The 24164-nt window shown below is 42.3% G+C and carries 23 protein-coding genes, 1 pseudogene and 1 other annotated feature; of the genes and pseudogenes, 4 read left to right on the top strand and 20 right to left on the bottom strand.

From position 1 onward, the window contains the following. Positions 1-22: 22 nt before the first annotated feature. Positions 23-190: a hypothetical protein gene (locus M0696_RS06365; RefSeq protein ID WP_019713977.1), complete on the top strand. Its 168-nt coding sequence runs from the start codon at positions 23-25 to the stop codon at positions 188-190. A gap of 36 nt (positions 191-226) precedes the next feature. Here M0696_RS06365 and pepF read toward each other — a convergent pair whose 3' ends face one another. Both pepF and M0696_RS06355 read right to left on the bottom strand, forming a co-directional pair. Beyond that, positions 227-2056, bottom strand: coding sequence for an oligoendopeptidase F (gene pepF / locus M0696_RS06360; protein WP_166854689.1), 1830 nt, complete (start codon positions 2054-2056; stop codon positions 227-229). 229 nt (positions 2057-2285) lie between these two features. Beyond that, positions 2286-3407 (bottom strand): competence protein CoiA family protein, encoded by a 1122-nt coding sequence (locus M0696_RS06355; RefSeq protein ID WP_248602760.1) that lies wholly within the window; start codon positions 3405-3407, stop codon positions 2286-2288. Between the two features lie 73 nt (positions 3408-3480). On the opposite strand from M0696_RS06355, the pseudogene M0696_RS06350 reads away from it, so the two are divergent. After that, positions 3481-3601: pseudogene (locus M0696_RS06350) on the top strand (hypothetical protein). Here the strand turns inward: M0696_RS06350 and mecA are convergent. Beyond that, complete coding sequence (gene mecA, locus M0696_RS06345; RefSeq protein ID WP_014113374.1) at positions 3596-4252, bottom strand: adaptor protein MecA; 657 nt, start codon at positions 4250-4252, stop codon at positions 3596-3598. The pseudogene M0696_RS06350 and the gene mecA sit on opposite strands and share 6 nt — an antisense overlap. After that, the gene (locus tag M0696_RS06340; RefSeq protein WP_120698858.1) at positions 4219-4344 is read right to left on the bottom strand and encodes a hypothetical protein; all 126 of its coding nucleotides are present in this window, start codon (positions 4342-4344) and stop codon (positions 4219-4221) included. Before M0696_RS06340 ends, mecA begins: the two co-directional genes overlap by 34 nt. A 185-nt stretch (positions 4345-4529) precedes the next feature. Here M0696_RS06340 and M0696_RS06335 point away from each other — a divergent pair, with 185 nt between their 5' ends. Then, on the top strand, positions 4530-5186 hold the full coding sequence (locus tag M0696_RS06335; protein WP_166853627.1) for a TerC family protein: 657 nt from the start codon (positions 4530-4532) through the stop codon (positions 5184-5186). A 42-nt stretch (positions 5187-5228) separates the two neighbouring features. Here the strand turns inward: M0696_RS06335 and spx are convergent, their stop codons facing one another. From spx to M0696_RS06295, 8 genes are all read right to left on the bottom strand, one after another. Further along, complete coding sequence (gene spx, locus M0696_RS06330) at positions 5229-5624, bottom strand: transcriptional regulator Spx (RefSeq protein ID WP_003239281.1); 396 nt, start codon at positions 5622-5624, stop codon at positions 5229-5231. 180 nt (positions 5625-5804) lie between these two features. Continuing rightward, positions 5805-6383 carry a GNAT family N-acetyltransferase gene (locus M0696_RS06325; protein WP_003224597.1) on the bottom strand — a complete coding sequence of 193 codons (579 nt, stop codon included), beginning with the start codon at positions 6381-6383 and terminating at the stop codon, positions 5805-5807. Between the two features lie 179 nt (positions 6384-6562). Beyond that, positions 6563-7777 carry an MFS transporter gene (locus M0696_RS06320; protein WP_222142934.1) on the bottom strand — a complete coding sequence of 405 codons (1215 nt, stop codon included), beginning with the start codon at positions 7775-7777 and terminating at the stop codon, positions 6563-6565. Between the two features lie 105 nt (positions 7778-7882). Then, entirely contained in the window at positions 7883-8800 is a 918-nt protein-coding gene (oppF, locus tag M0696_RS06315) for an oligopeptide ABC transporter ATP-binding protein OppF (RefSeq protein WP_166853628.1), read from the bottom strand. A gap of 1 nt (position 8801) precedes the next feature. After that, positions 8802-9878, bottom strand: a complete 1077-nt coding sequence (gene oppD, locus M0696_RS06310) for an oligopeptide ABC transporter ATP-binding protein OppD (protein ID WP_072182805.1) — start codon at positions 9876-9878, stop codon at positions 8802-8804. A gap of 4 nt (positions 9879-9882) precedes the next feature. Beyond that, entirely contained in the window at positions 9883-10800 is a 918-nt protein-coding gene (gene oppC, locus M0696_RS06305; protein ID WP_166853629.1) for an oligopeptide ABC transporter permease OppC, read from the bottom strand. 3 nt (positions 10801-10803) lie between these two features. Then, the gene (oppB, locus tag M0696_RS06300; protein ID WP_222142600.1) at positions 10804-11739 is read right to left on the bottom strand and encodes an oligopeptide ABC transporter permease OppB; all 936 of its coding nucleotides are present in this window, start codon (positions 11737-11739) and stop codon (positions 10804-10806) included. A gap of 107 nt (positions 11740-11846) precedes the next feature. Continuing rightward, positions 11847-13484, bottom strand: coding sequence for a peptide ABC transporter substrate-binding protein (locus M0696_RS06295; RefSeq protein ID WP_222142599.1), 1638 nt, complete (start codon positions 13482-13484; stop codon positions 11847-11849). Positions 13485-13957: 473 nt separating this feature from the next. Continuing rightward, positions 13958-14171 (top strand) — a binding site (T-box leader). Between the two features lie 58 nt (positions 14172-14229). On the opposite strand from M0696_RS06295, the gene trpS reads away from it, so the two are divergent. Beyond that, entirely contained in the window at positions 14230-15222 is a 993-nt protein-coding gene (gene trpS / locus M0696_RS06290) for a tryptophan--tRNA ligase (protein WP_166853631.1), read from the top strand. A gap of 34 nt (positions 15223-15256) precedes the next feature. Here trpS and M0696_RS06285 read toward each other — a convergent pair whose 3' ends face one another. From M0696_RS06285 to fabF, 8 genes are all read right to left on the bottom strand, one after another. Then, positions 15257-16009: a YjbA family protein gene (locus M0696_RS06285; protein ID WP_003239298.1), complete on the bottom strand. Its 753-nt coding sequence runs from the start codon at positions 16007-16009 to the stop codon at positions 15257-15259. Between the two features lie 205 nt (positions 16010-16214). Then, positions 16215-17129 carry an oligopeptide ABC transporter permease gene (opp4C, locus tag M0696_RS06280; RefSeq protein ID WP_222142598.1) on the bottom strand — a complete coding sequence of 305 codons (915 nt, stop codon included), beginning with the start codon at positions 17127-17129 and terminating at the stop codon, positions 16215-16217. Between the two features lie 15 nt (positions 17130-17144). After that, on the bottom strand, positions 17145-18095 hold the full coding sequence (locus M0696_RS06275) for an ABC transporter permease (RefSeq protein WP_039073551.1): 951 nt from the start codon (positions 18093-18095) through the stop codon (positions 17145-17147). A 74-nt stretch (positions 18096-18169) separates the two neighbouring features. Beyond that, a complete protein-coding gene (locus M0696_RS06270; RefSeq protein WP_222142597.1) occupies positions 18170-19798 on the bottom strand; it encodes a peptide-binding protein in 1629 nt (542 codons plus the stop codon). 87 nt (positions 19799-19885) lie between these two features. Continuing rightward, a complete protein-coding gene (appF, locus tag M0696_RS06265; RefSeq protein ID WP_222142596.1) occupies positions 19886-20875 on the bottom strand; it encodes an oligopeptide ABC transporter ATP-binding protein AppF in 990 nt (329 codons plus the stop codon). Beyond that, positions 20872-21858, bottom strand: coding sequence for an oligopeptide ABC transporter ATP-binding protein AppD (appD, locus tag M0696_RS06260; protein WP_248602605.1), 987 nt, complete (start codon positions 21856-21858; stop codon positions 20872-20874). The genes appF and appD overlap by 4 nt, the downstream gene beginning before the upstream one ends. A 189-nt stretch (positions 21859-22047) precedes the next feature. Then, positions 22048-22833: a DUF2268 domain-containing putative Zn-dependent protease gene (locus M0696_RS06255; RefSeq protein WP_166853637.1), complete on the bottom strand. Its 786-nt coding sequence runs from the start codon at positions 22831-22833 to the stop codon at positions 22048-22050. 75 nt (positions 22834-22908) lie between these two features. After that, a complete protein-coding gene (fabF, locus tag M0696_RS06250; protein WP_222142594.1) occupies positions 22909-24150 on the bottom strand; it encodes a beta-ketoacyl-ACP synthase II in 1242 nt (413 codons plus the stop codon). Positions 24151-24164 lie beyond the last annotated feature (14 nt).

The raw sequence follows: 24164 nt of genomic DNA, 5'->3' as shown, positions 1-24164 counted from the left end.
AAAAAGGACGAGGGGGACCGCCATGATGTATACTGTGATCTCAATTGTGTGCATTGCCGTTTTTTTCTGTTTGAATATATTAGGCATGATGCATATGCTGCCGCTTTATATTACCTCTCCTCTGCTGTTTTTGTCTATTTTGTTTACCCTCTACCGCCTGAACCATCGGAAAACCTTTAAAGGGTTTTAAAAAAGCCTGTGCGTCATTTTTGCACAGGCTTTTTTTTTAAGACTGCTTGACTTTCATCAGCAGCTCTTCCATTTCATCAAGTTTTTCTTCAAACATTTTGCACGCAGCTTCGATCGGCTCTGGAGACGTCATATCAACGCCCGCTTTTTTCAGGACATCAATCGGGTATTGTGAGCTTCCCGCTTTCAGGAAGTCAATATAACGGTCAACCGCCGGCTTTCCTTCTTTCAAAATCTGGCTGCTTAACGCTTGGGCAGCGCTGTACCCTGTCGCATACTGATACACATAGTAATTGTAATAGAAATGCGGAATCCGTGACCATTCAAGGCCGATTTCCTTATCAATCACCATGCCGTCTCCGAAATACTTTTTATTCAGATCGTAATAGACATTTGTCAAAAGCTCAGGTGTAAGCGGCTCCCCTTCTTGCGCCTTTGTATGGATCAGATGTTCAAATTCAGCAAACATCGTTTGTCTAAAGACCGTACCTCTAAAGCCTTCAAGCATATGGTTGAGAATATATAAGCGCTGTTTTTCATCATCTAAATTGTTTAGCAGGTATTCTCCAAGAAGCGCTTCGTTTGTCGTAGACGCAACTTCCGCGACAAAGATACTGTAATTGCCGTATGGGTATGGCTGGTGCTTTCTCGTATAGTAGCTGTGTACGGAATGTCCAAACTCGTGCACGAGCGTAAAGAGATTATTGACGTTATCATGCCAGTTCATCAAGATATACGGATTCGTGCCGTAAGCTCCTGATGAATAAGCGCCATTGCGTTTTCCTTTATTTTCATAAACGTCGACCCAGCGGTTTTCCAGCCCTTCCTTCAAGATGGAAGCGTATTCTTCCCCTAAAGGTGCTAGACCTTTCAGCATGTAATCTTTGGCTTCCTCGTACGTGACCTTCATCCCCGCATCCTTCACAAGCGGTGTATACAGATCATAGATATGCACTTCGTCAAGCTCAAGCACTTTCTTTCTCAGCGCGATATAGCGGTGCAGGAGCGGCAAATGCTTATTAATCGTTTTGACGAGGTTGTCGTACACTTCCTCAGGAATACTGTTGTTAGAAAGCGCAGCTTCACGCGCTGACTTGTATTTTTTCACTCTCGCGTAGAAGTTGTCCTTTTTCACAGTGCCGCTTAGCGTCGTGGCCATTGTATTTTTATATTGACCATATGTTTTATATACTGCGTCAAAGGCATTTTTGCGGACTTCACGGTTTTCACTTTCTAAGAAATTTATAAAGTTGCCGTGCGTGATCTGTTTTTCATTCCCCTCTTCATCTTTAATGGACGGGAATGTAATCTCGGCGTTATTTAACACGCTGAACGTATTGGAAGATGAGCCGAGCACATCAGAAGCTTCAGCAAGCAGCGCCTCTTCCTTTTCGCTCAGTACATGCGGGCGTTCCTTTGTAATCTCCTCAATTGCATGGGAGTACAGTTTCAGTTCTTCCTTTTCAAGAATAAACTGCTGCAGTTTATCTTCCTCTATGGATAAAATTTCCGGAACCAAATAAGCTGTCGCGCTTGCGGCTTGTGTATACAGGTTCCCCGCCTTGTCATTCAGCCCCTGGTAAAAAGAGTTCCCGGTATCTTGGTCAGAGCGCATATGCGCATATGTGTACAGCCTGCCCAGCCGCTCCATCACTTTATCTTGGAACGTAAGAGCCTCGTATAAATGATCGGCTGAATCTGCCAGCTTTCCTTTATACTTAGATAAATTCGGAATTAATTCTTTTACAGCTTGAAATTCTTTATTCCAGGCCTCATCATTAGGAAAAATATCCTCAAGTCTCCATGTGTCTTCTGCCTTTACCTCACTTCTGTCAGGCAGTTGGTTTGCTTTTTTTTCCTCAGCCATGGTGATCCCCCTCGTTTTCTTTGATTCAAGCCAATTGAAAAAACCGCTGTTTCTCAATAAACTTGTGTTGTGAATATCTTCCGGTTTTTCACTGCCTTTTGTCAAATCATATGCAGTAATGAAGAGAACGAATGCTAAAAAAGCAGTAAAAACGCGAAAAACCTTTCCTTTTGTGCCTTTCACAGCCAGCCCACCACCTTTGTCTTAGGGTGAGCCAAATGAGACAAACTCATTCTATAAAACAGCTGCGGTCTCTTTCTATGAGATCCTGTAAAGAGCGTAAGCCTTCTGCAGGCTGGTTCAGCACATATACTTCTTTCTGAGTCTCCCTTAAAAATCCCTTCTTACACAAAAAATCAATGTACTGTTTCACAACATCAGAAAGACAATCTTTGCTGCATTCGTACCTGAGCGAGATGTTCTTTTTATGAATGTGCAGTTTGCATTGCTGTAAAACGGCTGAAAAGCGAATTGGCGCGCGTTTATATCCTAGATCCGTAATAAACAGATATAGAAACCCCTGCCACACAAAAACCGGGCTTTTAAAAACAGCTCCTTTTATAACAGGAACAAACACTTCCGTCGGAAGAAAAGAAAGGGGTGTCTGCCGCTTTTCATAAAACAGCAGCCTGAGGCGGTTTGTTTCCTTGGAGATAAACCGATGGGGTTTATGGCGAAAACGGTGAATCGCTTTCGTCCAGCTTGAATATCGAAATGAAGGTGTCGGTTCAGTGAAAAAAAGATCGTACGCAGCAGCCCGATGGATAGGGATCGTTTGAACGGAGGAATACGAATGGTTTGTGTAAAATGGAATGATGTGGCTGAGCCGGCAGAAAGAACGTGTTTCCGGGCAATAACATATTAGTTCCCTGGATGGACTTGCATTGATAAACTGCCAATGAAATGCAGAAAGCTGATAAAAGGATGGGGCCGCGCGTTGTATGCGGCTGTATCCCACAATCCACTGCGGGATGATTCCTGCTTGTTTGAAGCCTTCCGTCCGCTTTTGAAAAACATCTGAAGAAAGAGTGGCACATTGATACTCAACAGCAAGCATGCGTCCCTTGATCTTTGCCATGATATCCGGTCTTTGATTGATGTTCTTGATATACGGTTCTAATATCGGCGAAGCCTGTTGCGTTTTCAGCCATACGTACAGCTGTCTTTTTCCCTCTAAGTGGTAGGCGCTTTCCGGTTCTATGTCTATCGAGCAAGACTTGTTCTGTTTATGGGCGAAATGCGGCGCCTTTTGGAGTCCGAGCTTCACATCAAGCTCTCCTCCGCATACCGGGCAGAAGAATCGTCTCCGCTTTAATTTCTGGCTTTGCCGAGCGCCTAGAAGGTGAAACATTTGGCCGTCTTCAGTCACAGCACTAAACAATTGTCATCTCTCCTTTCCAGATAAGATATATTTTCTGGAAAAGATGATCAACTCCTGTTCGCTGTATTTTCCGCATGTATGTATGTTTTTGATTTCGCGTCTCAAAAATGGCATTTCATCGCATAAAAAAAACCGATTTCCGGAAAGAAATCGGTTTGCTATGATGCAAAGTGTTTTTTTATTGTTTCCAGAGCATGCTCTGAAATAATCAGCTTGCCGTACTCTTCAAGACGGTGTATGCTGATTGAGGATTCATTTGCGTACTCCAACAGGATGCTTAGCTGATTTTCAACCTCTTCATCAGTCATATTGCCAAAATCTACATATAAATAATATCGGTTCTCAAACGAGTATAAAGTCGTTTTGCTTCCGTTAACGTTCAATTTAGATAGAGAAATAACATCCTCAAAATCGCCAAACCGCAAGACAAATTGAAGCTTTTGCTCCTTCTCTTCCTGATTGACGGCTTGCTCTTCTTTCTGGAAATCATCCAGCAAGGCGTCAAGATCCTCAGATGCTGGTTCTTGCTTTTTATCCTCAGGAATCGGCAGTTCGAGCTTTTGTCCGTCTTTGGAAAGCTGGGCTTTTGTGACGATGATTTCTAATCCTTTGTCCAGTGCCTGAACTTGAATCCAAAGAGGGCCTTCCACAGCAAATTCCTCTTCCTCATGAACTTCATCCATGACTTCCCAGAAAAGTTCTTCACTTCGCTCACGGTTATACCAAATTTCTTCTCTGTCAAAACCGCGATCTTCAATATCTCCGTAAGACATATAAAATTTTACTGTATGCTCGTTAATTCTTTCAATTTCCATTTGCCAACCTTCCCTTCTATATAAGATGTTGAAGGGACATCTAAGCTCCCGATTAATAGTACTTTACTACACTTTACCCATTCCGTCCACATCTTAACCTTGATGCAAGGCCAGTGTGAATTCCTTTGTATTTCTATTTTATGATAAAACAGTCACAAAAGAAATAAAAATGCACCTTCACCTAAAAAACGGCATATCTGCGGCTCATATCATAAAATGCGACCTGTCTCATATAGTAAGTAGTACAAGCGATGGAACGAAAGCGAGGTGCCGATTCATGGAGCATGACTATCTGATTTCTCTGCTTGTTATTGTTGGGATCGACCTGATCCTTGGCGGAGATAATGCGGTCGTTATTGCCATGGCCAGCAGAAATTTGCCGGACAAGCAAAGACAGCAAGCCATTATACTCGGAACATTTATCGCCGTTGCCATGAGAATCGGATTAACAAGCGCAGCGGTATACCTTTTGAACATTCCGTTCTTGCAGTGCGCCGGCGGAATTTTCCTGCTGTATTTAGGATATCAGCTGCTGATTGAGAAAAAAGACACGCAGCATATCAAAAGCAGCACCTCTCTGTGGAGGGCGATACGGACGATTGTGCTTGCAGATCTCTTTATGTCGCTGGACAACGTTATAGCAGTTGCGGGAGCGTCACACGGTGAGTTTTCTCTCGTGGTCATAGGTTTGTGTGTATCGGTGCCGGTTATTATTTGGGGCAGCAAACTCATCCACATCGCACTTGAGAAAATACCGCTTCTGATTTACGCGGGAAGCGGTCTGCTTGCTTATACAGGCGGAGAAATGATTGTCAGGGACAAAAAGCTGTCTTTTTTTATGGCGCAGCACGGTGCGGTCGAAACGCTCCTCCCCATTTTAACGGTTGCATTTGTCATCCTTGCGAGTATTTACTATCAGCAGGTTGAAAAATAAAAGAAGGCTGATGACTCAGCCTTCTTTTGATGATACGATCTATTAGTTTGCCAAACGCTGTGCTTCTCTTAATTGGAAAGAGCGGACTTTTCTCGGCAAGAAACGTCTGATTTCGTCTTCGTTGTATCCGACCTGCAAACGTTTTTCGTCGATGATGATCGGACGGCGAAGCAAACCTGGGTGCTCGTTGATCAAGCGGTACAAATCTTGCAGCGGCATAGATTCAACGTTCACATTTAGTTTTTGGAATACTTTTGAACGGGTTGAGATGATTTCATCTGTTCCGTCCTCAGTCATTCGAAGAATTTGTTTTATTTCATCAATTGATAAAGGTTCAGAGAAAATGTTTCTTTCTTCAAATGGGATATCGTGCTCCTCAAGCCACGCTCTCGCCTTTCTGCATGAAGTACAGCTTGGTGATGTGTATAGTGTAACCATTCATCTTCACTCCTCTAATTAGTAGGATGAACATCTATTTTATTCTTAAATTGAAATTACTCTAAAAAAGGAATCTTTATAGGTATTATACTATAAAAAAGTAAGTGTGAACAGTATCCTAAGAAAAAAATGTGTCAATCCAGCAAATTTTTAATTTTAATGATATGTTCTAATTCTCAATTAGCTTAACTGATCGAAAATATTTTTTTGTTTTTCTTCATCAATGAGTTTCAGGACCTCGTCTGTTTTTTCGTACGATTCCCCGTACCATTTCTCATCTTTATAAGTATGAATGTTTTCATATGTCTGTTTCATGGCTTCAAGAATTTCTTCTTCTGATTCTGTTTTTGGTGACCAGTACAGAATCTCCATCTTGTTTACTTCATTCGTAGCCAATGACCGGCGCCGGTACCCAATTGACTGAGCATGTTTGAAATGCTCTCTTTGATAAAACCTCAGGCGTTTTTCTGTATCAGTATCATCTTCATCCACAGGCTCCACCTCGAGCAATATAGGCTTATTTTTCTTTTTCAGCTTCGCGATCAATTTGCCGCCAAGCCCCTGCCCTCTTGCATCCTTAGACACATACAGATAATCAACGAAGATAAAAGAATCGAATTCCGCAAACATTAAGATGTGATGTTTGCCTTCATCTTTATGATAAATATCGCTCCGCTCTTTTAGAAGAGCTTCCATATGCGCTTTTGATTTCATTTCTTCAATTGGAAAGTACTCGCTAAGCTTTTCATACCAGTTCATTGATTTGCTCCTTATGAGTTCATTGTCTTCATACTTTTAGATATACCCCATTTCTTCTTGTTTAAACAGCCTTACATCTATAAAGACGTACGAACTTCCGCCATGGTTTCATTTTTTTTCAGCAAAAAACGGAGCCAGATGCTCCGTTCATATTTTGAAGTGTTTGTAAAAAGCTCTCATTAAGCACGGCTTTCCTGCTTGTAATGAAGCAGACGGGGCTGCGCGAGTGCAATAAAAAACGTCATGATATACAATACAGCTGACGCGATAAAAGCTGTTTGCGCACCAGCCGCATCAGCCACGAGCCCCATAATGGAGTAGGTGACGCCTGACCAAGGAGCCAAAAACGCATTTTTGGCAGCCATGATCCCGATACGCTTCTGCTCGGGAATGACCTCCTGCAGCATGGTTTCCTGGCAAATATCACGCACCTGATAAAAAGGCCCCATTGCAGCACAAGCAAGAGCGCATAAAAACGGAATTGGGGAAAATGAGAACAAAAGGGTCAGCGCCGACATCACAAGTGAGCAGAAAATAATCGAATAGCCCATGTTCCGCTCAAAAAAAGCAGAAAAACGAATGGCAACCACACTGCCGACTATGGCACCTATAAAATAAGAAGCGTTAAACATCCCCCACCACACCTCTGTTTCATGCAATACAGCCGCAGTAAATGCGAGAAGAATCGCGGACGACCAAACAGAACCTGCCAGAGCTTCTATCATGTCCATTAGAGTAATGTCTCTTACAATAGGGATGATCATTAAATCCTTCCATATACTTCTGGCAGATGCTCCTTCAGCTGTTCCTTCAGCCGCTTCTTCATTTATATGAAGCACACTGATGGAAGCACCTGAAAGAACAAACAAGCAAATGGCTGCACCGACAACGAGTTCAAAAGGTACGGCATACGTCAAAAGACCTCCAAGGCCCCAGCCTGCTGTTAGAAACAATTGATTCGAGAGGGAGATCACACCATTCGCTTTCACATATTGCTCTTTTGGAACGATAATCGGCAGCAGCGCAAATCTTGCCGGCTGAAAAAAGGCGCCCGCAAATGAAAAACAGAACACAAACAGCAGCGTTACCCAAAAGAAAACCTGTCCGTTATGACTAACGCTAAAAGCCATCAGTAATGTAAAGACCGCTCTCAGCAGATTTGCACCCGCAAGCACCTTTTTAAATCCGAGATCGCGAAGCACTGGGGAGATGCAAAAGCTTGCTGCTATACTTGCAAACGACATGAACGATAAAACAAGACCTGCCAAAAAGACGGAGTCGGTCATTTGATAGACCCTTACCATTAAAACGATTGTGACAAGGACTCCTGCTAAAGATTGAAGAGATTGAGACAGCAGCAGCGCAAAGACATTTTTGTTATGCAAAAATTGAATCGTATTTCGCCTCCGCTTTTTCCTTCAATTGTAAATGTTATCACTCTCACTTTCTATGATTACGAAAAAAATCCTTCAAGAGAAATCTCTTAAAGGATTTATGATTCATGAATAAGCTTTAAATTCTGCCTCCGTGCACATCACAAAATGTCCAGGTTTGACTTCACGGAATTCCATCGTCTCCCCATCTTTTAACTGATGGATGGACGGATCGTATTTTTGGCGGACGCGATTTCTCTCATAGTCCGGATCAGGAAGCGGAATCGCTGAAAGCAATGACTTTGTATATGGGTGAAGCGGATTTTCATAAAGCTCATCTGCCGGCGCAAGCTCAACCAGTTTCCCGAAATACATGACTCCAATGCGGTCGCTGATGTATTTGACCATCGATAAATCGTGGGCAATAAACAGGTATGTGAGCCCTTTTTCTTTTTGCAGTTCTTTCATTAAATTTACGACCTGCGCTTGAATGGATACATCCAAAGCGGAAATTGGCTCATCCGCGATAATGAATTCCGGATCAACAGCAAGAGCTCTGGCAATCCCGATTCTTTGACGCTGGCCGCCGGAAAACTCATGCGGATAGCGGTTCGCGTGTTCCTTGTTTAAACCGACTGTTTCCAAGAGCTCATGGACCCGCTGCATCCGCTCTTTTTTCGTTTTTGCCAGTTTATGAATATCGAGGCCCTCGGCAATAATATCAGCAACTGTCATTCTCGGATTCAGGGATGCATAAGGATCTTGGAAAATCATCTGCATTTTGCGGTTGAATTCCAGCAGCTTTTTCCGCGATTTTTTCCCATGCACATTTTCGCCGTTGAACAGCACCTCACCATCGGTCGCTTCGTACAGCCGAATAATGCTTCGGCCAGTTGTCGATTTACCGCAGCCAGACTCACCAACCAGCCCTAATGTTTCACCTTTATAGATATCAAATGACAAATCGTCTACAGCCTTAACCGTTCCTTTTGGCGTGATAAAGTGCTGTTTTAAATGTTTGATTTCTAATAGTTTCTCAGTCATTTCATTCACCTTCTCTCACTAAGACAGGTTTTTCATACGTATTTGCCAGTTTACGCATTTTCGCTTTTACCGCTTCAGGCGGCTCTACCTTTGGCGCGTCAGGGTGAAGCAGCCATGATTTGACATAATGAGTATCGGACACCTTAAACATTGGCGGCTCCTGTTCAAAATCGATTTTCATTGCATAAGAGCTCCGCAGCGCAAAAGCATCTCCTTTTGGCGGGTTTGTCAAATCAGGCGGCGTGCCAGGGATTGCAGTCAGCTGTTCCTCTCCTGAACTTTCCAGTGTCGGCATAGATGCAAGAAGCCCCCACGTATACGGGTGTCTCGGATCGTAGAAAATCTCGTCTACTGTACCGGTTTCTACAATCTGTCCAGCGTACATGACAGCGACCCGGTCAGCAACGTTAGCCACGACACCAAGATCGTGTGTGATAAAGATGATGGACGTATCAATTTTCTTTTGCAGATCCTTCATCAATTCCAGAATTTGCGCTTGAATCGTTACATCAAGAGCAGTGGTCGGCTCATCGGCGATCAGAAGCTTCGGATTCGCCGCAAGCGCCATAGCAATGACAACCCGTTGTCTCATCCCGCCTGAAAATTCGTGCGGAAATTGGTTGACCCGCTTTTCCGGCATCGGGATACCGACTAACTCCAACAGTTCAACCGCGCGTTTTTTCGCCGCTTCCTTTGAGATTTTCTCGTGTTTAAAAAGCACTTCCGTAATTTGTTTGCCGACCTTCATCGTCGGATTTAAAGAAGTCATCGGATCCTGGAATATCATCCCGATCTCTTTTCCCCGGACATTTTGCATTTCTTTTTCGGACAGCGGCACCAGATCCTTTCCTTCAAACAAGATCTCACCGCGTTTGAAATAACCCGGAGGCATTGGAATCAGCTTCATGATCGCTTGAGAGGTCACACTTTTTCCGGAACCTGATTCTCCGACGATGGCCAGCGTTTCCCCTTTATCCAGATGGAAATTCACTCCGCGGATCGCCTGAACCTCTCCGCCATATGTTTTAAATGAAATCGCTAAATCTTTTACTTCTAATAGGCGTGTCACCCGTATCACTCCCTTATTTACGTAACTTAGGATCCAATGCGTCTCTTAATCCGTCGCCGACAACGTTAAAGCCAAACATCGTAATGCAGATGAAACCGGCAGGGAAGAATAAACGCCACGGATAATAGGTCAATGCAGGCAATCCGTCAGAAGCCATCGTTCCCCAGCTTGCCAGCGGAGCCGGAACACCAAGTCCCAAATAGCTTAAAAAGGCTTCTGTGAAAATTGCAGTCGGAACTGTCAATGTCATCGTGACCAAAATGGAACCCATTGCGTTTGGCACGATATGTTTAAACAGCAGACGAGATGTTTTCGCACCAAGTGTCTGTGAAGCAAGCACATACTCCTGATTCTTCAGCTGCAGCACTTGTCCACGCACGATTCTGGCCATGTTAATCCAGCCCGTAATCGTCATGGCAATAATAATCGTAAATAGCCCTTTCGGAAGAACAACCATCAGTAAGATGACCATTAATAATGAAGGAACTGCCCAAAGGATATCAGCGATACGCATCATAACTTCATCCGTTCTGCCTCCGCGGAAGCCTGAAATGCTTCCCCAAATGACGCCGATCAGCAAATCAAGAACAGCGGCTGCAACACCGATAAAGATTGAGATTCGCGCACCTACCCATGTACGGACGAAAATATCCCGTCCAAGATCATCTGTACCGAACCAGTGATCTTTTGAAGGCGGCTTATCCGCATTTAAGAGATTAGTAGTTGAATAATCGTACCTTGAGAACATCGGCGCAAAAATGGCCATAAGGATAATGAGCACAATAATGATAAGCCCGACCATTGCAAGCTTATTGCTGCGGAAGCGAAGCATCGCATCTTTCCAGAGGGAAAGGCTCTTTTTACTTATTTTTTCTGCATCGCCGGAATTCGCTGCGGCTGGTTCAAACAGGTTTTTTGGAATGTTCTGCATGGCCTAGGCTCCTTTCTTTGCTTTGGAAAGCTTGATTCTTGGATCAATAATGCCGTATAGCACGTCTACAATTAATACACACAATAGCAAGATGACACTGAAGAATACCGTTACACCCATAATGACTGTATAATCACGGTTTGTAATACTGTTTACGAAGTGTGCACCAAGTCCCGGGATCCCAAAAATCGTTTCAATGATAAAGCTTCCCGTTAAGACCTGCGCGGCCATCGGGCCCATGTATGTAACGACTGGCAAAAGCGCGTTTCGGATGGCGTGCCGCACTGTAACTGCTGGACGGGACAGCCCTTTTGCTTTCGCTGTGCGAATATAATCACTGTTTAACACTTCGATCATGCTTGAACGGGAAAGTCTGGCAATAAACGCCATCGGCATGGAAGCAAGTGCGATTGAAGGCAAAAAGGTGTATGCCCAGGACTCCCACCCCGCGACTGGAAACAGCCCAAGCTTCATGGAGAACACATATTGCAGAACAGCTGCCATGATAAAGCTCGGAACCGAAATGCCAAATATTGTTAAAATCGCGACGGTATAATCCTGCCACTTATTATGGTAAAGGGCTGCAATGACCCCAAACAATACACCTAACGCTAAAGCGAGGAGAATAGCTTCTGCTCCAAGAGTGAATGAAACGGGGAAACCTGAACTGATCAGGTCGTTAACACTCTGACCTTTATATTTAAATGACGGTCCGAAATCCCACATTGCAACTGATTTTAAATAACTGACGTATTGTACAAACAGCGGCTTGTCCAAGCCGTAATGTGCATTTAAGTTTGCTTCAATTTCAGGCGGAAGCTTTTTCTCACCTGAAAATGGCCCGCCCGGTGCTGCTTGCATTAAGAAGAATGTCACAGTAACAATCACAAATAATGTGATAACCATATAGACTAAGCGTCTTCCGATATATTTTAGCAAGGGGGAACACCTCCATGTTTTTTACATTTTTATACTCCATCAGTAAGAAAGGTATATGGGGCTTTTTTCCCCATATACCTTGAGGTCTTTTATTTTCAGATAAAGCCTTATTTAAAATATGCGTTTCTGAAATAAACCTCACCAGTACCTGTAACTATTGCACCTTTAAGGTTCTCATCCTGTACCCAAGTATTAGTATAGAAATAGACTGGGGCAACCGGCATTTCATCAATAAAAATACCTTCTGCTTTTTTCAGCAGCTCTGTACGTTTTGTTTTATCTGTTTCAGTTTGTGACTGGTTCAGAAGCTTTTTGAATTCCGGATTTTCCCAGCCGGTATCGTTATTTCCTCCGTCTTTGTCACGGAACAATTCAAGGAAGTTAATAGGATCATTAAAGTCGCCAAGCCAGCCCATACGGCCGATTTGATAATCTTGGCTGTGAAGCTTATCGATATATACATTCCATTCTGAATTATCAAGCTCCACGTTCACGCCTAAATTTTTCTTCCACATTTCTTGTACGGCTTGAGCGATTTTCGCATGCGCGTCATCAGTGTTATAAGATAATTTGATTTTTGGCAGGTCAGATGCCTTGCTTAAGCCCATTTCTTTCAGGCCTTTTTCAAGATATACTTTTGCCGTTTTGACATCGTTGTCTTTGAAGTAGCCTTCTTTGTTATCCTCAAATCCCATCATTGTCGGCGGCACCGCAGCCATTGCCGGGATTTGCTCTCCTTGTGTAACGTTTTTAACAATAGACTGACGGTCAAGCGCATAAGTTAAAGCTTTACGAATATTTACGTTGTTTAGTGGCTCAGCTTCAGTATTGAATTTAAACCAATAGACACCTGCAAACGGTTCTACGTGTAAAGATCCATCTTTTTTCAAGGTAGGCATAGACTCCGTTGGAAGCTGTCCGAGCGGCATACCGGCCCAATCGAGTTCGCCAGCCTGAAATTTTTTCAATTCAGTATTGTTATTATTGATCATGACTATGTTAATTTTCTTCAGCTTAACTTTATCTTTATCCCAGTACTGATTGTTCTTTTCAAGGGTGATAGATCCATTGTGTTTCCAAGCTGTCATTTTGAATGGCCCATTTGAAACATAGTCTCTTCCTGCATTCGTGTACCACTTTTTATTTTTTTCTGCAATCTTTTTGTTAATAGGATTATAAGTATAAAATGCTGTTAATTCAGTGAAGTAAGGAGTTGGATTGTTTAATTCCACTTTTAGTGTCTTTGAATTTTCAGCTTTTACTGCAACATCATCAATACTACCTTTACCTGTATTCGCAGCTTCAGCACCTTTTATGTAGTAGAGTTGGTAAGCGTATTGGGATTCATTTTTTGGGTCAAGCACCCATTTCCACGCGTACTCAAAATCATGTGCCGTTACTGGGTCACCATTAGACCATTTAACATCATCACGAATTGTAAATGTATATATTTTCCCATCATTACTTGTTTCAATTTTAGAGGCCATGGCGTTTTCAGGCTCCCCAGTCTCATTGATGCGTGTCAGACCTTCAAATGTCTGACGTATTACGTTTCCCGATACAGAATCATTTAATAACCCCGGATGTAAGGAGAACGGCTCAGTTTTAATATTAATGTTAAGTGTCGTCTTTCCTTTACTGTCCTTTTTCCCTTCACCGTTTGATCCGCTGCCGCCAAAGCCGCATGCGCTCAGCACGAGAGTGAAAATGAGCATTAACGTGACAATCGACCAACGCTTTTTCATTATCGCAAACCCCCTAATAATAATTTTTTCAGCTCCTTACGGCTAAATCCTCAGAAATATCAGACAAATGAACCTGAGTTTCCATAACTTTTATTCTGTTCCGTCTTTTCTGATTATTTTTGTAAAAAAGCTGTAACAATAGAGTGAACAAGTTCATTATAATGAAACAAATAATTTATTGCAATATTATTTTATCAATTTAAAATATTTGAACTTCGTTAGTTTTTCTTCCACGAACATAATATCCTTCTACCATTTAAAGCATAAATTGATTAAAAACTATTTTATAAGTTTTCTCTCCATATTGCTTTTTACATATAATATCTAGCTGTTTTCACGGTGATAGCAGTTATCATTTAGGGGTTTTACAGCATCAGTGGTGTTTATATCTTTTACAATGTTGCTGGAAAAAAGAATGTTTTTTCATGATGACAATTGGTTATAATTGATTTATAATGAAGCAATCAAAAGAAAAGCGTGCTATGAAAAAGAGTAGTACACATTTCTCCCGTTTGAAGAGAGTCTGCGGTGCTGGGAGCAGATAACGGGCAATGTGGAATGGACTTTGGAGCAGCTGACCGAAACCGAAAAAGTAGGCTCAGCCGGAGCAGTCTCCGTTACAAACGTCAGAGTGATTCCATTTTAATGGAATAATCAGGGTGGTACCACGGTTCATTCGTCCCTTTTTTATAGGGGAAGAATGAGCCTTTTTTATTATGTTTTAAGAAATGAGGTTGATGTTTTCATGAAACAAACGATTTTTTCAGGCATTCAGCCAAGCGGCTCCGTTACGCTTGGCAACTATATCGGTGCAATGAAGCAGTTTGTCGAACTGCAGCATGATTATAACAGCTATTTTTGCATTGTGGATCAGCATGCAATAACCGTGCCTCAAGACCGGCTTCAGCTAAGAAAGAATATCCGCAGTCTGGCGGCGCTTTACTTAGCTGTCGGTCTTGATCCAGAAAAAGCAACATTGTTTATTCAGTCAGAGGTTCCCGCGCATGCACAGGCCGGTTGGATGATGCAGTGTGTAGCATATATCGGCGAGCTTGAGCGGATGACACAATTTAAAGACAAGTCCAAAGGCAATGAAGCTGTCGTCTCCGGCCTGTTAACATACCCGCCGTTGATGGCCGCTGATATTCTGCTGTATGGAACGGATCTTGTGCCTGTCGGCGAGGATCAAAAGCAGCACCTTGAGCTGACGCGGAATCTCGCAGAACGCTTCAACAAAAAATATAACGACATCTTTACGGTTCCGGAAGTGAAAATTCCAAAAGTCGGGGCACGCATCATGTCTCTGAATGATCCGCTGAAGAAAATGAGCAAATCCGATCCGAACCAAAAAGCTTTTATTACATTGCTGGATGAACCGAAGCTTCTTGAAAAGAAAATCAAAAGCGCTGTGACAGATTCTGAAGGCATTGTAAAATTTGACAAAGAAAACAAACCGGGCGTTTCCAACCTTCTTACGATTTATTCAATCCTCGGCAATACAACAATTGAAGAGCTTGAAGCAAAGTACGAAGGGAAAGGCTACGGCGAATTTAAAGGTGATTTGGCAGAAGTCGTGGTTAACGCATTAAAACCGATCCAGGACCGCTATCATGAACTGATTGAATCTGATGAATTAGACCGGATTCTTGATGAAGGTGCGGAACGGGCGAACCGGACGGCAAACAAAATGCTGAAAAAAATGGAGAACGCCATGGGTCTGGGCCGAAAAAGACGCTAATCAAAAAACCGCTCTATGCAAAGAGCGGTTTTTTTCAGTTTACCTTTGATTCATTTTCCATTTCCCATAGCTTTTCGAAAAAAGGCTGTCCTTTTATCAGGTTTTCGCAAAATGCCAGATGCTTGTCCGACCAACCTTCAATGGTTTCGTTATACAGCATGTCCCAAATCTCTTCAAAGCTCATCCGTTTGATTTGTTCATACATATGCGGGTTCCACTCTGTGTACCAGTAGCCGATTTCAGCGCGGTTTTTCAGCCCTTTTAATTGGTCCAGCGCCATAAACATCAGCTGCTTGATTTGCCGTTCTTTTCTTGTCAGCCCTCTGACGTGTTCCGGTGCTAATGATAAAATGTGATATTCTTTAGAGGATTCCAGCTTCTTTGGCTCAAATTCATATGTTTCAGGCTCTACATCTTTTACCATTTCATAAACGAGCTGCTCCTGCCGCGGGATCAGACGGCTTTTTCTGACAGGGATCGTATAGCCGATCGTATCGACAGCCAAAATGCCGATTCCGTCTGTTACAACAAAACAATACTCAAGCTTTGTCCGCTCATGATTTTTCCGAATGTACGATTTCTGATGTACGTCTTCAAGCAAACCTTTCGGAAGCTCAGACAAATCGTTTTCTATGTAATGAAACAGTACTGACGGCACCCTTAACAGCGGCACCTGATCCAAAAGCTCAACCGTATCTTCCTTGCGCCATTCGTGAAAGTGGCATACATTGTAGCCATTTTCTTCCCCTTCAAACCAATTGACCCACACATCATGAAGAAATAACATCTCTAACCCCTCACTTTTATAAAAACTGTTGTCCACAGTATAGGCAAGGGACAGAGAAATTATTCCAAAGAGATTGAGGAAATCTGGAATCGCTGGGTTTATGTAAAAATCACAAAAAGCAGATCTCTTTGTATATTTTCTGACAAAAAGAGATCTGCTTTTCTTCTGATTTCGTTATATTTCATAGCAAATATTAATTTCATTTTTATTTAATATTTTTTGGATCCAGCGCATCGCGCAGGCCATCACCGACAAAGTTGAAACATAAAACGGTGATTAATATTAATAGCCCGGGAAATAACGGGTACCACCATGCTTGAATCATTAATGTAAAGTTTTGAGCATCCTGAAGCATGTTTCCCCAGCTTGCGATTGGCGGCTGGATACCGAAGCCCAAATAGCTTAAGGTTGATTCAGCTAAAATGACACTGCCTACTTTTAAAGTAGCGGAGACAATAATCGGCCCGATACAATTCGGTAAAATATGCGAAAAAATAATTTTATAATTTTTGGTGCCTATTGTTTTAGCAGCCAATACAAATTCTCTTGACCTTAGAGATAGAAACTCACTTCTGACAAGCCTAGCTGTTGTAGTCCAACCCGTCAGAGAAAAAATTAAAATTAATTTATCCATCCCCGGTTGAAAAATTGTCACCAAGGTAATAAGAAGAAAAATATCCGGAATAGATAAGACTACATCGACTGCCCTCATCAATACAGCATCTACTATCCCTTTAAAGTACCCCGCTAAGGCGCCCACAACGGTGCCTATAGTAATGGCACCAATTACTGAAACAAAACCGACCAATAAAGACACACGAGCCCCGTATAACACCCTTGTAAATATATCGCGCCCAAACTTATCTGTCCCCATTAGATTTTTAGGGCTTGGCGGCTTCAGTTTATTTAAAAGAGATTGACTCTCAGGTGAATAAGGCGCAATAAAAGGGGCAAAGACCGCCATTAATATAATAACTGTTAATATGATACCTCCAACAACAGCAAGTTTATTTTTGAAGAACTTCTCAAAAAAGATCCTAGTCATTGTTTCTGGTTTTTTTCTAATATTTTCTTTTAGCTTTACCTCATTAGAGGGAGCTACAGTGTTTGGATGTGCCATATGTGTCTCCCCCTTTTAATATTCAATACGCGGATCAACTAAAGCATACAAAATATCCGCAATCAAGTTACCCAGTACAACCAATACTGCAGAAATAACAGTCATGGCCATAATAACCGGATAATCTCGTGAGAATGCCGAATCAATAAATAACTTCCCTAATCCCGGCCAAGTGAAAATCTGCTCAACCACGACAGCACCACCAATAAATGATGGAATCATCAATCCGAAAATTGTAATAACAGGCAGAAGGCCATTTCTCAAGCCATGTTTGAAAATAACTTTATTTTCTTTAAACCCTTTTGACCGAGCTGTTCTTATATAATCTTGCTTTAATACATCGAGCATACTTGAACGTGTATATCGAGTAATACCGGCCATATCAGCAGTTGCTAAAACAAATGCAGGCAAAATTAAATGATGGAGCCTGTCAAAAATGCTAAAGTCAGCGTTTAATGTGCTGACACCCCCCGTAGGAAACCAGCCAAGATTTACGGAAAGAACCATAATAAGAATTAATCCGAACCAGAAATTTGGTATTGCCAGCCCTAAGAATGATGTAACAGTAATACCATAGTCAAGTTTAGAATAAGGGCGTTTCGCGGAAAGAACTCCGAAAGGAATTGAAATCAGAAGAGCAACAAGAGTTGAAAACACCATAAGCACCAAAGTATTCGGTAAACGTGAAAGTATTAGATCAGAAACTGGTGTACCCTTTTTAACAATAGATGTACCAAAGTCGCCTTGGAGCATATTTCCTAGCCATTTTAAGTATTGAACAGGTTCTGGATCATTGAGTCCATACTTTTCAATAAATTTCGCTCTGTCAGCCTGACTGATTGTTGGATCCATCATTAGTGACATCGGGTCACCTGGTGCCGCTTTCATTATCGCAAATGATAATATTGTAATGCCCAAAAGAATTGGCAGAGACATTAATGTTCGACGAACAATATATGTAACCATATTCTTGTCCCCTTTTCTAAAATAGGATAAAGAGGAAAGGATACTGGATCCTTACCTCTCTAGGGATTTCATTATTATTGTTCAAGCCACCATTTTTCAATATGATATAAGTCATTCTTTGGATGGAATACATAGCCATGCATGTTTGCCGGGATTGCCCTATGATAATTGTAATAAAATAAGAATGAATAAGGCTGATCCTCTGCAATCAATTTATAAATTTCTTCGTATTTTTTCTGATATTCTTTTCTGTCTGTAATAGATTTAGCTTCCTCCAAAAGTTTATCGACTTTAGGATTCTTATACCATATGTTATTTAATCCGTTCTCTGATTGACTGGAGTGAAAAATCGAAAATTGATCCGGAAATGTAGCCAAGCTCCAACCAAGCAGCAAAGCATCATAATCCCATTTAGGTGCACTTGTTTGTTCAATAAGAGCACTAAATTCTACAATTTGCGGTTTTGCTTCAATTCCTACTTCTTTAAGTTGCTGCTGAACAACAACCGCTAAATCTTCCCGAATTTTATTGCCTTGATTTGTCTTAATGGTAAACGAAAACTTCTTTCCATCCTTATCAAGGTAACCGTCTCCGTCTGTATCTTTCCATCCCGCTTCTTTCAATAGTTTCTTAGCTTTTTTAGGATTGTAATCAAATGTAGGTACATCACTTTTCGGGTAATTCCAAGATAGCGGACTTTCAGGAACGTTTGCAACTTCACCATCACCGTTTAACACTTGATCCACCATTGCTTTTCGATCAAGTGCATGCGTAAGAGCTTGGCGGACTTTTTTGTCTTTAAATAATTCATTTTTCTCATTCCAACCAATATAACTGTAGTTCAAACCAAGATCTGATTTAACTTGCACATTATCAAATGTCTTGACTGTCTCGAAATCAGTACCCGGAACAACAAAGAAATCAATATCTCCAGCCTTTAACTGGGCAACAGCTGCATTTGAATCCGGGATTGTTTTTACTGTAACTGTATCTAAATATGGTCTTCCGCCGTAATAATCTTCATTAGCTTCAAGTTTTACATAATCTCCTTTTTTCCATTCAGCAAACTTGAATGGACCCGAACCAATCGGATTCTTCCTATTAAACTCATTTTCGCCTAAATCTGAAACTGGCACTTTCCCTAAAATGTGTTTAGGCAGAATACCGTAACTATCTAAAACAACATTGTAAAAATACGCATCCTTTTTCTTTAGTTTAAATTCAACTTCATAATCACCTTTTTTCGTCACTGACTTAAGTGACTCAAAACCTGATCCGCGTTCACCATTATAATCTTTATTTAAAGGGATGCTGTATGTGAAAACAACATCATCTGCCGTAAGTTCTTTTCCATCGTGAAATTTTACACCTTTTCTAATCTTGACATCATACGTGAGACCATCTTTAGATTCTGTCACTTTCTCCGCCAAGGCAGGCTTTACATTTAATTTTTCATCTGTTTCTAATAAAGTGCTATAGATCATCCCTTCAATATCTGAACTGGCGACATCTGTAGAATAGAGTGGATTAAACAAAGTTGGCTCCCCAGTTGAACCCACAACCAAATCCCCGCCTTGCTGAGGTTTTCCGTTTGATTTTTTCTCGCTGCTGCTGCTTGATTTCGATCCAGAGCAGGCCGATAAAAAGATGGCCAGAACCATCAATACACTTAGCATCATTAGTGCGGTTTTCCGTCTTTTCATTAGATATTCCCCCTTTTGAAATGTTCGTTCCTCTAGGCTGTTGTTTATGTAGTGTGCATACCCCCTCTCAAAGCTGTGCGTTCAACATTAGCTATAAAGGTGACAAGCCACAAAATGGCTGGGAGCAGCTTCTTTGAATTCTGGTATTTGTTCCTTGCATATTGGCTTTGCAACAGGACATCTTGTGTGGAAAACGCAGCCTTTTGGCGGATTGGCCGGACTCGGCAGTTCTCCCTTCAGGACGATGCGTTCACGTTTGACAGATCCTTTTCTTCTTGTAACCGGAACGGATGATAAAAGAGCTTGAGTGTATGGGTGAAGCGGATTGTCGTAAAGCTCATGCTTTCCGGTCAATTCCATCATTTTGCCAAGATACATCACTCCTACTCTGTCGCTGATATGGCGGACGACACTTAGATCATGAGAGATAAATAGATAAGTCAGGTTGAATTCTTCCTGCAATTCTTCCATTAAGTTGATAACTTGAGCCTGAATGGATACATCAAGTGCGGAAACCGGCTCATCTGCAATGATCAGCTCTGGATTCAAAGTAAGCGCTCTGGCGATGCCGATCCGCTGACGCTGGCCGCCGGAAAATTCATGCGGATAACGGCCGGCAAACGACGGGTGAAGGCCTACTCTCGCAAGCAGTTCTTCGACTTTTTCGTTCCGTTCACGCATCGTATACATGTGGTGCGTGTTAAACGGCTCCTTAATGATAGAACGCAGCGTCTTCCTTGGATTCAAAGAGGCAAATGGATCTTGGAAGACCATTTGAATATTTTTACGGACACTTTTCCGCAGCTTCTCCTCTGACAGATTGGATATATCCTGCCCCTTAAAAAGGATTTGGCCTTCTGTCGGTTTGTACAGCCTGATCATCGTCCTGCCGGCAGTCGATTTTCCGCAGCCCGACTCTCCAACGATTCCGAGTGTTTCTCCTTTTTTTAATGTAAATGAAACACCGTCCACCGCTTTAACATCACCGACTTTTCTTTGAAAAAAGCCTGAGCGGATCGGGAAGTATTTTTTTACGTTACGAAGCTCTAAAATTGTTTCTTGATTGTCTGCTGTCATGATTGTTCGGCACCTTCTTCCTCATATAAAAAGCATCTCACCGTTCTTCCGCTTTTGTGTGTCAAAAGCGAAGGCTGATTTGTCCAGCATTTATCCATCGCTTTCGGACACCTTGGGGCAAAACGGCACCCCGGCGGCAGATTATCTGGAGTCGGCACACTGCCTTTAATGGCATTTAATTTATCAATCTCTCCATCTATGACGGGAATCGACGTAAGCAGGCCTTCTGTATAAGGATGAAGCGGCTCTAAAAATAAGTCGTCAACGGTGGCGTTTTCTACGACTTGTCCGCAGTACATGACAATCACTCTATCAGCTGCTTCCGACACGACACCTAAATCGTGTGTGATGAGAAGAATCGACGTGTTGAACTTCTGGCAGAGATCTTTCATGAGGTCCAAAACCTGGGCTTGTATTGTCACATCCAGTGCTGTCGTCGGTTCATCAGCAATGAGCAGTTTAGGATTACAGCTGAGTGCGATGGCAATCATCACCCTTTGCCTCATTCCGCCGGACAGCCGGTGCGGGTACTCCTTCATCATTTGCTCGGCCCGGGAGAAACCGACCATTTCCAAAAGTTCAACAGCTTTTTGGCGGGCTTCTTTTTTCTTCATGTTTTTATGGTAAATCAGCACTTCGGTAATTTGTTCTCCGATTGTTAACACCGGATTAAGGGAGGTCATTGGCTCCTGAAAGATCATGGATACTTCGTTTCCGCGGATTTTGCAATAGTCGTTTTCAGTGTATGAGGTGAGGTCTTTGTCTTCGAGTTTAATAGAGCCATCCATGATTTTTCCGCCTGAGCTTTGGACAAGGCCCATAATTGATAAAGAAGTAATGCTTTTTCCGGAGCCCGATTCACCTACAAGTGCGACGGTTTCGCCTTTGCTGATGTGAAAATCGACTCCGTCAACCGCAGGGATCGGCTCCTTTTTCCTGAAAAAATAAGTCTTCAAATTATTCACTTCTAAAAGTGTGCTCATGCTAGCTCCCCTTCCCCCTCTTGTTGTCAAACGTTTTCAAGAGAAAGTAATCCCTTTATTCAGAAATAATAAATAATATTGAATTATCGAAAAATTTTATAGTTGTATATTATTACAATCATTTTGCAAAATCAAGAATTTTTTAGGATAAATGTAATATTATTAACGAAATTCCATTATTTTATTCTTTTAAAGCGTTGCATTCAAAAAGGTTTCGGCAGGAATGGACAGCCCGTCTGCCGTGCTTGCTTTGTTGGCCGTTAAATATTTTTTTACAATATTGAATCCGACTGCGTATCCAAGCATTTTAGGCTGATATCCTTTGCCAAATAACAGCTGTGAGAACAATCGATTGTCCCGTTTGATTCCCTGGTGGGGCGCAATCTTTTTGTCGTATAAAGCTTGCAGCTGCTCCGGAGTATACCAAGACGTCCATTCAGCCGTTTGACTTCGGCCGAACCTCTCATAAACAGCATATTCCGCTAACCCTTCCATGATGATTGTATCAAGTAATGTGACATCCTTTTCCTCTTTTGTCAGATGATCTAACCGGCAAACATGATGATATTCATGTGTCATCAGAGCAGATACCGATGCAAAATCTAAATTTGACGAGAGAAAGAGGAACATCTTGTCTTGAAAGGCGAGTCCTGATTTTGATCCGAATTCTAAACGAATTCTCTTGTTTCGTTCATCAACCGGCAGCGTGACAATCGGTACATCAGGACCATGCCATTTGTTTTTAAGGTACTGTTCTTCCTTTTGAATATGCTCGTAAAAACCTTTTTCTTTCAGCTTGGAAGCAGTCTGAATGCCCTCTTTTATGTTTTTAAACATCCCATGATGCTGAAGGTGGCCCAGAATGCCTTTCCAGTTCTGTTTCTCCGCACCTGAAAAAAGCGGGACAATGTAATGGGCCAAATCATCTATTGAAGCAGCCTTCCCAAGCCAGCTATATGTTTGTTCCACACTCATGTGATCGCCTCCTCTTTTTATCCTATGCGCACAAAAAAAACCGGCTACCCTTTAGGGGCAGCCGGTTTGGCGTGATTATGCTTGGTATTTCTTAAAGATTAGTGTTGCATTGTGTCCGCCGAATCCCAATGAGTTGCTGAGAACATAATTAAGATCCTGTCTGCGGGCTTCATCAGGCACATAATCTAAATCGCATTCTTCGTCAGGCGTTTGAATATTAATTGTCGGCGGAATCATACCTTCCTTAATGGCAAGCACAGAGAAAATCGCTTCAATACCGCCAGCTGCTCCTAAGAGGTGGCCTGTCATCGATTTTGTAGAGCTTACCGCAAGTTTATGCGCATGCTCGCCGAAAACGGTTTTAATCGCCATTGTTTCGTATTTGTCATTGTAATATGTGCTTGTTCCGTGAGCATTGATATAATCAATTTCTTCAGGCGCAATACCTGCATCTTTAATGGCTTCTTGCATCGCTCTCGCTCCGCCTTCACCGTCTTGTGCCGGCGCTGTGATATGGTAAGCGTCTCCTGTTGAGCCGTAGCCGACAATTTCTCCGTAAATCTTAGCGCCGCGGGCCAGGGCATGCTCAAGCTCTTCAAGAACGATAATCCCTGCACCTTCACCCATGACAAAGCCATCACGGTTTTTATCGAATGGGCGGCTCGCTGTTTTCGGATCTGGATTAGTAGACAACGCTTTGTTGGCACTGAATCCTGCGAATGACATTCTTGTCAGCGGCGCTTCTGTTCCGCCTGTGACCATAACGTCTGCATCGCCGCGCTGAATAACTTTAAACGCGTCACCGATAGAGTTCGTTCCCGTTGCACATGCTGTAACCGTACAAGAGTTAACCCCTTTTGCTCCTAATGCAATAGAAATCTGGCCTGTCGCCATATCAGGAATCATCATTGGCACGAAAAACGGGCTTACCCGTCTTGGTCCTTTTGTTAAAAAGATTTCAAATTGAGACTCTAGTGTTTCAAGTCCTCCGATACCAGAGCCTACCCAAACACCGACTCTTGGCGCAATCTCATCGGTAATGTTAAGATCAGCGTCTTCAACCGCCATTTTTGCAGCTACAACCGCATATTGTGTAAAACGGTCCATTTTTCTAGCTTCTTTTTTATCCATATAATCTCCAACATTGAAGTCTTTCAATTCAGCAGCTACTTTTGCCGGATATTCTTCAGCATCAACACGAGTGATCGGACCGATTCCGGACACACCGTTGATTGCGTTATTCCAACTTGTATCGACATCGTTGCCAAGCGGAGACAATGCTCCGAGTCCTGTAACAACTACTCTTTTTTTACTCATCTTGTGTGCACCTC

It is taken from the genome of Bacillus rugosus (assembly GCF_023238245.1).
GTDB lineage: Bacteria > Bacillota > Bacilli > Bacillales > Bacillaceae > Bacillus > Bacillus rugosus.
Note: the sequence above shows the minus strand (reverse complement) of the source record. Positions and strands in the feature narration are given on the sequence as shown.